The 13,879-nt window shown below is 54.4% G+C and carries 15 protein-coding genes, 1 tRNA gene and 1 other annotated feature; of the genes, 14 read left to right on the plus strand and 2 right to left on the minus strand.

Annotated elements, in window-relative coordinates; genetic code table 11:
* Positions 1 to 64: 64 nt before the first annotated feature.
* Positions 65 to 321: a binding site (T-box leader), on the plus strand.
* A gap of 57 nt (positions 322 to 378) precedes the next feature.
* From BLQ99_RS05305 to BLQ99_RS05340, 8 genes are all read left to right on the plus strand, one after another.
* Positions 379 to 942: a tryptophan transporter gene (locus BLQ99_RS05305; RefSeq protein WP_093688864.1), complete on the plus strand. Its 564-nt coding sequence runs from the start codon at positions 379 to 381 to the stop codon at positions 940 to 942.
* Positions 943 to 1,815 (plus strand): energy-coupling factor ABC transporter ATP-binding protein, encoded by an 873-nt coding sequence (locus BLQ99_RS05310; protein ID WP_093688866.1) that lies wholly within the window; start codon positions 943 to 945, stop codon positions 1,813 to 1,815. It begins immediately after the preceding gene.
* The gene (locus tag BLQ99_RS05315; protein WP_093688868.1) at positions 1,808 to 2,650 is read left to right on the plus strand and encodes an energy-coupling factor ABC transporter ATP-binding protein; all 843 of its coding nucleotides are present in this window, start codon (positions 1,808 to 1,810) and stop codon (positions 2,648 to 2,650) included. The genes BLQ99_RS05310 and BLQ99_RS05315 overlap by 8 nt, the downstream gene beginning before the upstream one ends.
* A complete protein-coding gene (locus BLQ99_RS05320; RefSeq protein WP_093688870.1) occupies positions 2,625 to 3,302 on the plus strand; it encodes an energy-coupling factor transporter transmembrane component T family protein in 678 nt (225 codons plus the stop codon). Before BLQ99_RS05315 ends, BLQ99_RS05320 begins: the two co-directional genes overlap by 26 nt.
* A 156-nt stretch (positions 3,303 to 3,458) precedes the next feature.
* A tRNA-Val gene (locus BLQ99_RS05325) sits at positions 3,459 to 3,533 on the plus strand.
* Positions 3,534 to 3,716: 183 nt separating this feature from the next.
* Positions 3,717 to 3,917: a hypothetical protein gene (locus BLQ99_RS05330; RefSeq protein ID WP_093688872.1), complete on the plus strand. Its 201-nt coding sequence runs from the start codon at positions 3,717 to 3,719 to the stop codon at positions 3,915 to 3,917.
* A complete protein-coding gene (locus BLQ99_RS05335; protein ID WP_171904599.1) occupies positions 3,904 to 4,173 on the plus strand; it encodes a type II toxin-antitoxin system RelE family toxin in 270 nt (89 codons plus the stop codon). The genes BLQ99_RS05330 and BLQ99_RS05335 overlap by 14 nt, the downstream gene beginning before the upstream one ends.
* A 296-nt stretch (positions 4,174 to 4,469) precedes the next feature.
* On the plus strand, positions 4,470 to 5,222 hold the full coding sequence (locus tag BLQ99_RS05340) for a DUF6904 family protein (RefSeq protein ID WP_093688876.1): 753 nt from the start codon (positions 4,470 to 4,472) through the stop codon (positions 5,220 to 5,222).
* Between the two features lie 19 nt (positions 5,223 to 5,241).
* Here the strand turns inward: BLQ99_RS05340 and dinB are convergent, their stop codons facing one another.
* Both dinB and BLQ99_RS05350 read right to left on the minus strand, forming a co-directional pair.
* Entirely contained in the window at positions 5,242 to 6,483 is a 1,242-nt protein-coding gene (gene dinB / locus BLQ99_RS05345; RefSeq protein ID WP_093688878.1) for a DNA polymerase IV, read from the minus strand.
* A 19-nt stretch (positions 6,484 to 6,502) separates the two neighbouring features.
* Positions 6,503 to 6,733, minus strand: a complete 231-nt coding sequence (locus tag BLQ99_RS05350; RefSeq protein WP_093688880.1) for a hypothetical protein — start codon at positions 6,731 to 6,733, stop codon at positions 6,503 to 6,505.
* Between the two features lie 418 nt (positions 6,734 to 7,151).
* On the opposite strand from BLQ99_RS05350, the gene relB reads away from it, so the two are divergent.
* The 6 genes from relB (at position 7,152) to BLQ99_RS05375 (ending at position 13,698) form a co-directional block, all read left to right on the plus strand.
* Positions 7,152 to 7,397: a type II toxin-antitoxin system RelB family antitoxin gene (gene relB, locus BLQ99_RS05355; protein ID WP_093688882.1), complete on the plus strand. Its 246-nt coding sequence runs from the start codon at positions 7,152 to 7,154 to the stop codon at positions 7,395 to 7,397.
* Positions 7,369 to 7,692, plus strand: coding sequence for a type II toxin-antitoxin system RelE family toxin (locus tag BLQ99_RS05360; protein ID WP_245690280.1), 324 nt, complete (start codon positions 7,369 to 7,371; stop codon positions 7,690 to 7,692). Before relB ends, BLQ99_RS05360 begins: the two co-directional genes overlap by 29 nt.
* Before the next feature lie 164 nt (positions 7,693 to 7,856).
* Complete coding sequence (locus tag BLQ99_RS14750) at positions 7,857 to 8,093, plus strand: hypothetical protein (protein ID WP_143005874.1); 237 nt, start codon at positions 7,857 to 7,859, stop codon at positions 8,091 to 8,093.
* Entirely contained in the window at positions 8,072 to 8,656 is a 585-nt protein-coding gene (locus BLQ99_RS05365; protein WP_093688886.1) for a DUF6036 family nucleotidyltransferase, read from the plus strand. The genes BLQ99_RS14750 and BLQ99_RS05365 overlap by 22 nt, the downstream gene beginning before the upstream one ends.
* 186 nt (positions 8,657 to 8,842) lie before the next feature.
* A complete protein-coding gene (locus tag BLQ99_RS05370; protein ID WP_093688888.1) occupies positions 8,843 to 10,075 on the plus strand; it encodes an exonuclease SbcCD subunit D in 1,233 nt (410 codons plus the stop codon).
* Positions 10,072 to 13,698: an AAA family ATPase gene (locus BLQ99_RS05375; RefSeq protein WP_093688890.1), complete on the plus strand. Its 3,627-nt coding sequence runs from the start codon at positions 10,072 to 10,074 to the stop codon at positions 13,696 to 13,698. The genes BLQ99_RS05370 and BLQ99_RS05375 overlap by 4 nt, the downstream gene beginning before the upstream one ends.
* The last annotated feature ends 181 nt before the right edge of the window (positions 13,699 to 13,879 follow it).

Below are 13,879 nucleotides of genomic sequence, written 5' to 3' on the forward strand. Positions count from 1 at the left end.
TTATCGGTTAGGGGATTGACAACTGACTGCCCGCGTTGTTATACTCTGCTTAAACGATAGGTTGTTAAGATCGATGACCAGGAAGAGTACACATGAGAAGAGGGTTACAGCGAGCCAATGGCAGTGGGAGTTTGGCACTACTCGGCATGTGGAATGGGCCTGGGAGATGCAGTCCGAGCCGCCGTAGGCGGGGTAGGCGCTGCCGGAGACTTCCGCCGTTACCGGGAAGCGGGTATCGGACATTTGTGTCCCGTACCTAGTGAGCCGGGCTGCTTGGCAGCCAATTAGGGTGGCACCGCGGGTTAACCTCTCGTCCCTTATTTTGGGATGAGGGGTTTTTATATTTTAGCTTTAAGAACATTTAAAGGAGGAATAAGCATGGAAACCAAACAGCAGGAAATGGTTCGGTTCGAAAAGGCGCAAGGGGGGCAATTCCGCTGGGTGGCGGTAACGGCCCTGCTTTTGGCTATCGGCGCCATTCTTCACCTGGTTACTCCTAACGTAGGCGGGGTGACGCCCAACTGGACCATCGCCATGTACTGTATCGCCATAAATCTTACGCGGCCTTCGCTGGGGCAGGCCGCCGGCATCGGCCTGGTCGCCGGTGCGGTCAACATTCCTACTTCCAAATCCGCGTTTCCTTATGGCAACTTAGCGAGTGAACTGGTCGGCGCCCTGATTTGCGCCGCTATCGTCAACAGTGCAGTGAATTTTACCGTAGGCCGTTTTAATTTCCGGCCGGCCGTATGCGCCCTCATCAGCACGCTCGGCAGCGGGTTTACCTTTATTACGATTTTGAAACTCGTTTTGTCGCTACCCATGACGGTGTACCTGTACGCTATGGTGCCGGTCGTGCTGGCCGTTGCCGCTGTTAACACCGTTATCACTCAGCTGCTGTATTTCCCGGCGCAAAAACTGTTTGCCGCCAAAGGAGGCCAGTAAATGTCTGCCGTTGTCTTCGAAGCCTTTTCCTACGCCTACCCGGGGACGGACAAGGTGCTCGACCATATTGATCTGACCGTGCCGCGCGGGGCCTTCACCGTTATCACCGGACCAAGCGGCGCCGGCAAAACGACGCTGTGTCTGGCCGTTTGCGGCGCCGTTCCCCACTATTTCGGGGGTGCCCTGGCCGGTACGGTGCGGGTAAACGGTGGCAAAACGACGGACAGTACGATGCATGACCTGGCGCGGCAGGTAGGGACGGTGCTGGAAGACTATGAAAGCCAACTGGTAACGATGACCGTCTTCGAAGAAGTGGCCTTTGGTTTGGAAAACCAGGGAATAAATGAAAAGGAGACGGCCCGCCGAGTGGCTGACGCCCTGGCGCTGGTAGGTTTGAGCGGCTTTGAAGACCGAGAGGTAGCTTCTTTGTCGGGCGGGCAAAAACAGCGGCTGGTTATCGCCAGCGTCCTGGCCGCCGCGCCGGACATTCTGGTTCTTGACGAACCGGCCTCGGCCCTCGACCCGCAGGGGGCCGAGGAACTGTACCGGCTCCTCGGCCGCCTCAATGTCGAACAGGGCATTACGATTATTGTTGTCGAACATGACTTGAGCCGGGTGCTGCCCTATGCCAGCGACTTTGTGCTTATGACGGGCGGCAGGATAATCGCGAGCGGGCCGCCAAGCGATGTGCTTTACTATATGGGGCGGCGTCAGGTCTACCAGGAAGGGGTGCCGCCGCTGTGGCAGCTAAAACTGAAGCTGGAGGCGGAAACCGGCGTGTCCTTTGGCAACTGGCGTAGCGAGGCGGAGGCGGCGCAAGAAATCAAGGCATGGCTGAGCGCCTGCCGGCAGGGGGCGGCGAAAAGTGCTTGAAGTCCGAAATGTTTCTTTTGCTTACCGCCGTGGGCGACCGGTTCTCCATGACGTGTCGCTCACCGTCGGCGCTGGTGAGTTTGTGGCGATCGCCGGCCGCAACGGCAGCGGCAAGACGACGCTTACCCGCTTGATTATGTCGCTTATTAAACCAGATAGCGGCGCCGTCCTGGTCGATGGCCAGGATACCCGCAAAGCGACTCCGGCCGATATGGCTCGTCATATCGGCTATGTGTTTCAAAATCCTGACCGCCAAATTTTCCGGGAAACGGTCACGCAGGAAGTGGCCTTCGGGCCGGAGCAGCTGGGGCTAGCGCCTGCGGAAACTAAGGCCCGGGTGGCAGAAGCACTTGCCCTGACGGGCATTAGCGATTTGGCCGATGCTTATCCGGCTACCCTGACCAAGGGACAAAAGCAGCGGGTGGCCATCGCTTCGGCATTGGCCCTCAAGCCACGCATGCTCATTCTCGATGAGCCGACCAGCGGCCAGGATGCGGTTGAACGGGAAGCGCTGCTTAAGCTGCTGACCGGACTATGTAGACAGGGCCTGGCCGTTTTGTTGATTACGCACGATATGGAAATTTTAGCCCGTTATGTCGAACGGGCAGTAGTAATTGCCGATGGCCGCAAAGTATTTGATGGCGCCGTAACCGAGCTGTTTTCCGGCCGGTACCCTGTCGGAATATGGGGCCTGTGCCAGCCGACGGCTGCTATTATTTCCCGGGAAATAGGAATTTTTGGCGGGAAAACGGTTGTTACTGTCGATGAACTCTGCACCAATCTGCTTAAACTTGCCCGAGGTGACGGATATGGGAAAACTGGCCCCACTCACTAAACTCATTTTAACGATTGCTGTGTCGGTCTGGGCTATGCTGCTGCAGTCGCCGGCCGCCCTGGCGCTTCTTGCCGGAGCGCAATTGGCAGTTATTGGTCTGGCCCGCATCAGTAATAGCGCCCTTAAGGCCGTGGGGAGCATTTGCCTGTTTGGCGCGCTGCTGGCCGGTCTGCAGTACCTACTTGGCAGCGGTACTGTTCTGGCGGCCGTTACCGGCCTGCGCATGGTAGCCATGACGCTGGTTTTCGTCATTCTCCTGGCAACAACCCGCATCCAGGACCTCACTGCCGCGCTGGTCAGCCAGTGCCGTATTCCCTATGAATATGCCTTTATGTTTACGGCGGCGCTGCGCTTTATTCCCGACTTTCTCGCCGAGAGCAAGGCTGTGCAGGAAGCGCAGGCCTGCCGGGGCTACTCGCCTCGGGGCAACCCGCTGCGGCGGTTGGTGGCCTATATTGCCGTGGTTGAGCCGCTCGTGCTGCGGGCGATCCACCGCTCCGAGACCATGGCCATGAGCCTGGAATTGCGCGGTTTTGGCAGCAGGCAGCGCACGTTCTCCGGCAAGATCGCCCTTACCGGCCGGGACTATGCGGCTTTTGCCGGTATGCTGGTGGCGACGACAGGCATTGTGGCAGCGCGGGCGCTGGGATAGTGAATAACAAAAGCCGGCTTAAACGATAAACGTTTGTAAGCCGGCTTTTTAGCCAGATAATTGTGACAGAACGTTGTTAACGGCAGAAAAACGCCCGTTTTGCTTGGCTTAGTCTGTGGTAGAACGGTAAATATTGTGGTATAATATCTTTTGTCTGGGGCATTAGCTCAGTGGGAGAGCGCTTGACTCACATTCAAGAGGCCACTGGTTCGAAACCAGTATGCCCCACCAGGAAAATCAAGGCTTTGCGGTAACTCGCCGCAAGGCCTTTTTGCTTTTTTACAGCAACGATACAGCAACAACTAGCCGTCGGCCTTGATGCAATTCGGGGCGCCGGGGCGTTTTGCCTTTTTAACCAGCCGCGTCTGTGGTATACTGTGAAGTAGTAAGGCGATTTTGGAAAGGGTGGTGCGTATGCTCGCCGAACGCCGGCAGATTATCCGGATTATCCGGCATCTTCCCAAAGATAAACTGACCGGGCTGTTAAAATACGCCGAGGAGATGGAGGAAGAACTCACCCCGGAAGAAATAGCGGCGCTTGAGGCAAGCGAGGCCCAGATAGCGCGCGGCGAGTACGTCGATTTTGAGGAGCTATGCCGACGTGCCGGTTTATAGCATTAAATTTTTGCGGCAAGCTGAAAACTACTTTTTGCGGCTTGACCGCAGGACCCAAGCAAGGATTGTCGCCGCTTTGCGGGTATTGGCTGAAAATCCGTTCAATCCAGCTATGGACGTAAAACCGCTTGCTGGCTATCCAGGCCGGTATCGACTGCGTGTTGGTGATTATCCCCTGATATACCGCATTGACCAGCAAGAGCTGTTGATATTTATTATTACGCTTGCCCCCCGTGGGGACGTGTACAAAAAATAGCCGGCAATGCCGGCTTTTTTGCTGCCTACCCTGCGCCGTCGCTGTTCGCCAACTTCGCCTCTTTGGTGACTCGCTCATATTTTTTGATCTAAACCCGCTTAAAATCACCGGCCAAATAGGAATATCACGATCAACTGTCGAAAATCCGGTTAATTCTGAAAATGGAGGAATGGAAAAGCCTTCGGCCAGGGCCGCTTGAAGTGGCGCTCAACTCCTTTGCCGAAGGCTTTCAAAAAGGCAATTCACTGGCTTTGCGACAGATCGAAAATACATGAAAAGAAAGGATGAAAACCGGCGTGATATATGTGACCAATACCCCCAATAATGCCGGAGTGGCGATTTACGGCGATTACTTGGATTTTGAAGCGCTGTACGATGCCCTGCATACCGTTGTCGGCGACGAAGAGGAGGAGCCGGCCTTGGCGGCCGCCGGTCTTAGAGTGCTAGCGGTATGTTATGACTTGCGACACGCGCTGATGGGGCATCGCGACATCGAATTTGTCGACAATGGCATGGATGCCGACAAAATGCGGCAAATGGCGGTCATTGCCAGCAGTAAAAACGTCTATTTCAAGATTAATGTACTGTGGCCGGAAATGTTATTCGTTATGGTCGCGCTAAACGATTTTGTCAAACTTTATGCCCGCAAACAGGCCAAGACAACCGATGAGATAATGCTGAACAGACGCAACATTTGGGACGATTCGATCGCTCAGGTGCGTATGCTGCAGGCGGCGGTTGCCAAATGCCTTAAAAGCGTGGTTTCCGCCGGTGTTTACAGCCGAATGATGGGCAGCCTGAATAAAAAATACATTATGTATTACAATTATGCCACGCAGTACGTAGATTTGCTCAATTGCCGGTTTTTGAAGATGGATAAGGAAAAACGTCTGCAAAACCTATCGAAAATAGCAAAACTGCTTACCGAGCCGGGAAGTGAATATCTGGATTTGCGGAATGAGATTTTACAGGCGGCGCAAGAATATAACTGTCCAATCGAGGACATAAGGATCAATGACGTGGAATATCCCGACCATATTGATTGGTGAGCATAATATGGCGGAAGGCTCATCGCCCGAAAAAAGAAACCGGATGAATTACATGCTCGTCTTTCGGATTAAAGCCGGTTAGCCGTCGGTCGATGAGCATTTCTGCCCGCTGGATGCTGTAATGGCCAAACCGCCGCCGGATGGCATCGATGGCCCGCTCCAGGTTTTCGACCTTTGTCTTATTCGGGCCAAACAGATCAAGTTGGACGTTGCCGCTTGCCGTCACCAGTCCGGCTGCCCGCACGCCCAGGCTGCGAACCGGCTTTTCCCAGCGATAGTTGGCGGTAAAGAGTTCCACGGCTTTGTGGGCAATATCGCCGGCAACGAACGTCGGACTGCCGAGCTTGCTTTGTCTTTCGAACGAGTAAAGCTCCGTATTCCGGACGCTAATTGCCACAATCGTGCATTTTAGGCCGTGTCTGCGCAAACGGGCGGCGACACTTTCGGCCAAAACATAAACAATCAGCTTGACATCTTCGATGTTAACCAGGTCCCGCACGGTCGTCGTACTGTTGCCGATGGATTTAACAATGCTTTCCTCGCCGCTATGGCGTACCGGCGATGTATCGAGACCATTGGCAAAGCTCCAAAGGGTTTCGCCCCAAACGCCCAATAGCCGCCTTAGATCCATAGCGTCGCGCCGGGCCAGATCGCCGATGGTGAATATCGCCCGGTTGGCCAGTTTGCGCCGGGTTGACCGGCCGACATACAGTAGTTCTTCCACCGGCAATGGCCACACTATCTCGCGAAAATTCTCGCGGGTAATAACGGTGGTAGCGTCCGGCTTCTGGCGGTCACTGCCCAATTTGGCAAAAACTTTGTTCCACGAAACGCCGACCGACGCCGTTATGCCCAGCTCTTCGCGCAGGCGGCGACGAATGGCGGCGGCGATCGCCTCGCCATCCCCGAACAAGCCGACCGAGCCGGTAACGTCCAGCCAGGCCTCGTCGATGCCGAAACTTTCGATCTGATCGGTATAATCGCCATATATTGCCCTGGCCAACCGGGAAAACCGCAGATACTTGCCAAAGTCTGCCGGTACCGTCACCAGGCCGGGGCACTTTTGCTTGGCCTCCCAAATGACGTCGCCGGTTTTGACCCCATAGGCTTTGGCCGGATAATTTTTGGCCAGGACAATGCCATGACGGGCCTCGGCATCGCCGCAGACGGCGACCGGTTTGTCCCGTAGCTCTGGCCGGTAGAGGCATTCGACGCTGGCATAGAAATTATTCAGATCGACGTGCAGAATAACGCGGTCCACGCTTTATCCCCCAAACGTGCTACCTTTCAATAAACCAGCGCCCCTCGTCGCAGAACAAATACACTTCTTTGCCGGCAATCCGGCAGGTATACCGCATGCCTTGCCCGCCGCCTTTGAGGGACGCGGCGGGCCGGACGTCCAGGATCCGGTCGATCGGATAGACGCGCCCATTCTTCCAGCGCAGGGACAGGGGGCGGATTTCCCCGGTTACACGATGCTCAGCCGTTATTTGGACAAAAACCTTACCCATAGCGACCTCCAAACAAAGAACATGTGTTCGATAGTATTATAAAGCAGACTTTGGCAAAAGGCAAGCAGGAAATAAAATCCAGACAGTTTCCCCAAAAAACTTCCGGATTGAGGGTGAAAAAATGCCAACCTTACTTGAGAGATACCTTGGCAGCCTGATCGGGTTAGCCGTCGGGGATGCATTGGGCACGACCCTTGAATTCAAACCGCACGGTATCTTGTGAAATGGCATCGATGCCAAAGGCTTACGTTAGGCTGGACAGACGGTTTTAGCTTTGCTCCTGTTTGATAGCCGCCTCATGATGTTTTAACTGATTTGATAGCGAAAGGTATTCTGCAGTCGTCATACTTGACACCTTTCTTCTTTTTTGATAACATCGTATTACGATGTATTACGATGCCGGGAGGAGGTAATAAATATGACCGATTTGCAAAAAATTATCGTCTCTGTACGTTTCAGTAAGCGTGAAAAAGATATTCTGGACGCATATGCAAAGCTGCACGGCAAAAAGCAATCCGACATACTACGGGAAGCTGTTATGCGAATGATTGAAGACGACCAGGACTTCCGGCTCCTAGAAGAAGCCAGGCAAAAAACCACCAGGTATGTTTCACTCAAGGAAGCGAGGAAAGAGCTTGAAGAAATGGAAGGTGCAAATCTCTGATCGGGCGCTGAAAGAGTTAAAAAAATTAGACGCGGTAAATAGAGAAATGATTTTAATTTATCTCGAAACACGAATTGAAGGAAGTAGCGATCCGCGCCGGTATGGTGAACCGCTGAAGGGGAATTTAAGTGGTTATTGGCGTTATAGAATTGGACAGTACCACATTCTTTGTGAGCTTGCAGATGAAATTGTTACAGTCTATGTAGTCACGGTCGGCCACAAATATATAGCCGGTGATCAAGGATTTTCTCCTTACCTAGTTATTTATTCGCAAAATGCTTTCTTTACTCCGTGATCCTTATCCTAACGATACGGATTATTTATAATGTGCAAGAAAATGGTTGTTTAAATTTTGGCGATAGGTCGCAAATGATGGTGTTGTCTACAAAAGGTTTTGATGACGTTATGGGAATTATTGTAAAATATTAAAGGGGATTATACGGGCAAGGACGTGAAATTATGAGAGATAGCATAGACCTAAATACTGCCCTTAATCGTACAAAAAATTTATACGCCAAACTTCCACGCATGATACGGCCACCGCAGAAATATCGTGCCATCAGCTCCCGCACACCAGAAGAAGCTAGAGCATTGGCCCGCGCAGTATACTATTCTTTGAAAAAAGCTGAAGAATCGGGTTATATTGTGAAAACGCCAGGAGGATATAAAATGTCATGGAAGCCAGAGACAAAATAATTAAAGCCGCCAATAATAAAGACCCGTTAGAACGGCAAATGACAGTAGCGGCTTTAATAGCGACTGAACTTGAGAAAAAAGGGACTAAAGTGGTCTTAGTTGGCGGATCGGCGGTAGAATTTTATACAGCCGCAAACTATTTAACCAGGGATATTGATTTTATCGCTACGAGACTTGATGGTATAAAAGAGGTTATGACTGGTTTGGGTTTTAAAAATGAAGGAGGAACATGGTATTTACCTGAAAACCCTAATATAGTAGTCGAATTTCCCAAAGGCCCGCTTGACGGAGATTGGAATAGAATACAGAATGTGACTTTGCCAGATGGAACCAGTGTTAATGTTATTGGTATTGAAGATATACTAATAGATAGGGCTTGTGCAGTGAAGTATTGGAATGATCCCGAAGAATGGATCAACTATTTAATGGTAGGGAATTTTGAACATATAGATTGGGAATATTTAAATAAACGCTCTCAGGAAATGGATTGCGTCGATATAATAAATAAAAGTAAAGAATGGGCTAAAATACAAAGGGAATCTTTCCTTAATGAAAACTTATAAATAAAACAAAAGCATAAGCGGAACTTGCCCAGCAGGAAATAGTAGCGCGGCTACTATTTCTTTTTATGAGCCGGGTTCGTTGTTAAAGGGGTTAAGCCAACCGAACCCGAATAATATTGTCACGGAATTTTTTTACGGAAATAGCTCCCGCGTTTTCGGACGTCATTGAAAGGAAGTGCATAAACCATGCGCATTTTACATACCGCCGACTGGCATCTCGGCAAAACGCTGGAAGGACGGGATCGCCAGACTGAGCAGGAACAGTTTATTGACGAGATTTGCGCTATCTGCAACGATGAAGCCATACAGCTGGTCCTGATCGCCGGCGACGTTTTTCAAAGCTATACGCCCAGCGCCGCCGCGGAAGAACTGTTTTATGCGGCGGTTGACCGCCTGGCTGATCATGGCCGGCGGGCTGTTGTCGTCATCGCCGGCAACCATGACAGCCCGGAGCGGTTATGCGCCGCCGCGCCGCTGGCCGACCGTTTGGGCATCACCATGGTGGGTCTGCCCAGCGACGAGGTGCGGCCAACGCCCGGTCGCCCCACGCAATTGGTACGCCGCATCGACGCAGGCCCGTCCTGGCTAGAAGTAGCCGTTCCCGGTTGTGACCACACCGCGGTCATTGCGGCGCTGCCTTACCCCTCGGAAAGCCGGCTGCGGGAACTGCTGGCCGCCAGCCTGGACGACAATGCGCTTGTCACCGCCTACAATGACCGCTTAGCCCATATCTTTTCCCAACTGGCCGCTCACTTCCGTAGCGATGCCGTGAACTTGGCAGTCAGCCATCTCTATGTCCGGGGCGGCATTACCACGGAGTCGGAAGAATCAATTCAACTGGGCACCGCGTATGCGGTTGATCCAGCCGTCTTCCCGACAGCCGCCCAGTATATAGCCCTCGGTCACCTCCACCGCCCGCAAAAAGTGGCCGGCTCAGCCGTTCCGGCCCGCTATGCCGGCTCGCCGTTAGCTTACAGCTTTTCCGAAGCCGGCCACAGCAAAGCGGTCTTTGTCGTTGACGCTAGGCCCGGCCAGCCGGCCCAAATCAAGGAAATCCCCCTGGCGGCCGGACGCCCGCTGGTTCGCTGGCAGGCCACCGAGGGCCTCCAGCAAGTGGAGCGCTGGGTGGCCGAAGGCCGGGATAAAAATGCCTGGATTGACCTTGAGATCCACGTTTCTTCGGCGCTATCCATGGACGACATCCAGCGCCTGCGCGGCCTGCATACCGGCTTTATCCACATCCGGCCGATGTTGCCGCAGGAAGTTGGTCAAACGCGCCTGACAGGACTCAGCAGCTTGTCCCCGGAAGAACTGTTTAAGGCTTTCTACCAACGCTGCAACGCCGGAGCGGAGCCGGACGATGCGCTTGTGCGGCTCTTTCTGGAACTGGCTGAAAGTGAGGAGAGTGAGAGCGCGTGAAACCGGTACGACTAACCATCGCGGGATTGCAAAGTTTTCGAGAAGAGCAGGTAATCGACTTTACCCGTCTGTCCGAAATGGGTGTTTTCGGCATTTTCGGCCCTACCGGCAGCGGCAAATCCACCATCCTCGACGCCATTACCCTGGCCTTGTATGGCACGGTCATTCGGGCCGAACGGGACACCCAGGGCATAATCAACCAGGCGGAAAACACTTTGACCGTGTCTTTTGAATTTGAATTGGGAACACCCGCTTGCCGCAAAACCTACCGGGCCGAGCGCCGCTACCGACGCCGAAACGATCTTTCCGTCACCAATACATATAGCCGGTTAATCGAAATTGCCCCGGACGGCACCGAAACCGTGCTGGCCGACAAAGATCGCGAGGTCAAGGCGGCCGTTACCGCGGTCCTTGGCCTTACCGCCGACGATTTTTTGCGGGCGGTGGTACTTCCCCAAGGGCGGTTTGCCGAGTTTTTGCGCTTAAGCGGGGCCGAGCGCCGGGAAATGTTGCAACGCTTGTTTGGCCTGGAAAAATACGGCCGCCAGCTGGCGGAAAAACTGTCGGCCCGTTCGGCACAGGTTGATGGAGAGTACAGCGAGGTAGTCAGTGAGCAGCGTGGACTGGGCGATGCTTCGGCGCAGGCGGTAAAAACGGCCGAACAAGCGGTAGACGCTGCCCGTCAAGCCGAGCAGGCGGCCGGGCGGCGCTTGCAGCAAGCCCAGGCCGCGTATGACGAAGCGGCAGGCATCCGCGACCTATGTCAACAGCTGGCGGAGAAAACCAAGCAACTCGAAGTTCACCGGCTCCAGGCTCAGGAAATTGCCAGTGCAGAAGCGGCGATTGCCCAGGCCGAAGCCGCCGCCCGGCTAATGCCGGTTTTAGAAGAAGCCGATGCGGCAGCCAAACGGGAAATGGACGCCGCGCAGGCGGCCGGCCAAGCCGTCCGGAAGGCCGCCGAGCTTGCCCAAAAAGTCGAAGACTATAAACAAGCCTGGCACCAGGCCGAGATCAGGCGTCAGAAAGAAAGTGAGCGGCTCATTGCCCGCAAAACCCAGCTGGAAACGTTGCTGGTGGTTGAAAAAGAAGCCGAGCGTCTAGCGCAAGAAGTGAGCGACCAGTCCCGGAAGCATAACGATTGCCTTGCCCGGCACAAAATCCTGATGGCCGATCTCGCCAATACCGAAAAAGAAAGTAAAGCGCTGGCCGAGAAGGAACAGCGCCTGAATAGTGATATCACCGCCGCTACCGTATCTGCCGCCCACCGCGCCCTGGTTGCCGACGCCGCCGCCCAGGCGGCCGCCGTGGCTACCGCGGTATCGGCCCTAAACCAGGCGGAGGCCGACCTCAAGCTTCGCGAGAAGGAGCTAACTGACGCTACCTGCGCGGCCCAAACAGCCAGTCAAGCCGTCAAAAAATTCACAGCGACCCTGGCCGCGCTTGAGGATGCCGAAAAGGAGGCCGCGGCAACCAGCCTCCCGGATATAAGCCAATTGGCGGAGCAAGAAGTAAAACTAGTGGCCCTCAAAGGCCAGGCCGAACGGCTGGCCGGCCTTGAGGAGGAACAGGAACGCTGCAAAAACGCTATAACCACATTGGACCAGGAAGCCGCTGAATTGTTAGCACGGCAAAAAACCGCTGAAGCCAGCCTCCGCGCCGCCGAAAACGAGGTTCGTGACGCGGAAAAAGCCCTCACCGAACTTGCCCTGCGCGACAAGCGGGCAATGGCCGCCCGGCTGGCAGGCGAGCTTGCTCCTGGCGCTCCTTGTCCCGTATGCGGCTCGGTCGATCATCCCTGTCCAGCGACAATGCCGGACGAAACAAAGGCCGAAGCTGACCGCCAGGTTCTTGCGGCGGCACTTGAAGCAGCGCAAGAAGCCTTGGCGGCTGCCCGCCGCACCTATGAGCAGGTGGCCGGAAAATTAATCGAAGTTCGGACCAAACGCGATCACACCGCCGAACGCCGGCAGACGCTGATTGACGACATCGCTGCCATCCGTACCCTTTTGCCGAAATGGGCGTCCAGCAAGACCGGCCTTGACTTGAAGCAGGCAATTGACACCGAACTGGCCCGGTTGACCAAACAGCGTGCCGAGCGTCAGGCCTGGGACAAAGCCCGTCAGCTGGCCCAGCAGGAGATACAGACGACCAATAAGCGCCTTGCGGATGCGCGGGCGGAATATACCGCCGCCCAACAACGCCTGGTCAGTGCCGACCAGGAATACAAAACCGCCTTGCAGCGGCGTGACGAATGCCAGACAAACCTTAATGCCGCCGAAGCCGTGTTACGGAAAACGCTGGCCGGGCTGGGCGAAAGCGTCAGCGATCTTCGTAATCAAGGGATAAAGCGCGTTCAGGCCATACAGCAGGAAATCGCCGCGAAAGACAAGGCCGCGGAAAAAGCGCGCCAGGAACTGGGATTGGTAAAAAATAGACTACAAGCTTATCAACAAAAATTAGAAGAGCTGCGTCAGCAGGAAAGCAAGCTGCAAATCGAGATTACTAGCATTAAATCACTCCTGGACGAAAAAAAGCGTCAGCTGACCGTTCGCCGCCAGGAACTTACTCAATCCACCGGTGGCCGTTCAGTTAGCGAACTACTGGCTGACATTGACCGCCAGCTGGCGGAACTGGAGCAGCTCGTCCAAGACGCGCAGCGAAAATATGAAAAAGCCGACCAGGACCATCGCCTGGCGGAAGACGAAGTAGCCCGCCTGACGACGCTAGCCAAGGCTGCCCGGGAAAGCAAGGAGCGGGCCCATAGTAACCTCACCGCCCAGCTTGCCCGTGAAGGCTTTGCGTCCGCGCAGGCTGCCCGCGCTGCCTTTATGCCGCCGGCAGACCTTGCCGCCCGCAAAGAGAAGGTTGCCCGTTATCACGATCAGGTGAGACTCCTAAACGCCGAAATAGATGCGCTCCAAAAACGCCTTGGCGGGAAAACGCTCAGTGACGACCAGTGGGAAAAGGTTGCCACGGAACTGGAAGAAGCCAAACAAGTCCGCGATATGGCCATCCGACAGCAGGCTGAGGCTGATAGAGTACTAAAAGACCTTGTCGCCAAACATGAGCGGTGGCAGGAGCTGGAAAAGCGCCGCGAGGATCTGGAAAAACAGCGCGGGCTGCTCGCAACGCTGCGCGACTTATTCCGGGGCAACCGGTTCGTGGAGTTTATCGCCCAGGAACAAATGGAGATGGTGGCCGCCGCCGCGTCCGAACGGCTCAAGCATCTGACGCGTGGCCGCTATGCCCTGGAAATAAACAGTGAAGGCGGCTTTATTATCCGCGACGACATGAACGGCGGCTGGCGGCGACCGGTGTCGTCTCTTTCCGGCGGCGAAACGTTCCAAACCTCGTTGGCCCTGGCCTTGGCACTTTCAACGCAAATACAGCTGCGCGGCAAATATCCACTGGAATTTTTCTTCCTTGATGAGGGGTTTGGTTCACTTGACCAGGTTGCCTTGGACACGGTAATGGCCTCACTGGAACGGCTGCACGGCGAAAAGCTGACTGTTGGCATCATTAGCCACATCAGCGAACTGAAACAGCGTATGCCACGCCGGTTGATCGTCGAACCGCCCGAGCCAGCTGGGCGTGGCAGCCGGGTGCGTATGGAGATGGCATGAAAAGCTGCGGCAAGATTTTCCCTTGCCGCAGCTCTGCTTTGACTGCAGTGTAATTATCGGAGCGACCGAGTGAAATTATCATCGGGATGGTGTTTTTGTTTTAACGCAACTTTTGCAGGATTTTTGAATGTGTTTTGAGAATATTTTTTATACAAGTGTAGAGACAGGTTGTAAAGGGAAA

It is taken from the genome of Sporolituus thermophilus DSM 23256 (genome assembly GCF_900102435.1).
In the GTDB taxonomy this organism is placed as follows: domain Bacteria; phylum Bacillota; class Negativicutes; order Sporomusales; family Thermosinaceae; genus Thermosinus; species Thermosinus thermophilus.

Excerpts from the sequence above, each read along its gene's own strand:
- BLQ99_RS05305 (WP_093688864.1), top strand. The coding sequence starts at position 379 with ATGGAAACCAAACAGCAGGAAATGGTTCGGTTCGAAAAGGCGCAAGGG.
- BLQ99_RS05310 (WP_093688866.1), top strand. The coding sequence starts at position 943 with ATGTCTGCCGTTGTCTTCGAAGCCTTTTCCTACGCCTACCCGGGGACG.
- BLQ99_RS05320 (WP_093688870.1), top strand. The coding sequence starts at position 2,625 with ATGGGAAAACTGGCCCCACTCACTAAACTCATTTTAACGATTGCTGTG.
- BLQ99_RS05330 (WP_093688872.1), top strand. The coding sequence starts at position 3,717 with ATGCTCGCCGAACGCCGGCAGATTATCCGGATTATCCGGCATCTTCCC.
- BLQ99_RS05350 (WP_093688880.1), bottom strand. The coding sequence starts at position 6,733 with ATGGGTAAGGTTTTTGTCCAAATAACGGCTGAGCATCGTGTAACCGGG.
- relB (WP_093688882.1), top strand. The coding sequence starts at position 7,152 with ATGACCGATTTGCAAAAAATTATCGTCTCTGTACGTTTCAGTAAGCGT.
- BLQ99_RS14750 (WP_143005874.1), top strand. The coding sequence starts at position 7,857 with ATGAGAGATAGCATAGACCTAAATACTGCCCTTAATCGTACAAAAAAT.
- BLQ99_RS05365 (WP_093688886.1), top strand. The coding sequence starts at position 8,072 with ATGGAAGCCAGAGACAAAATAATTAAAGCCGCCAATAATAAAGACCCG.
- BLQ99_RS05370 (WP_093688888.1), top strand. The coding sequence starts at position 8,843 with ATGCGCATTTTACATACCGCCGACTGGCATCTCGGCAAAACGCTGGAA.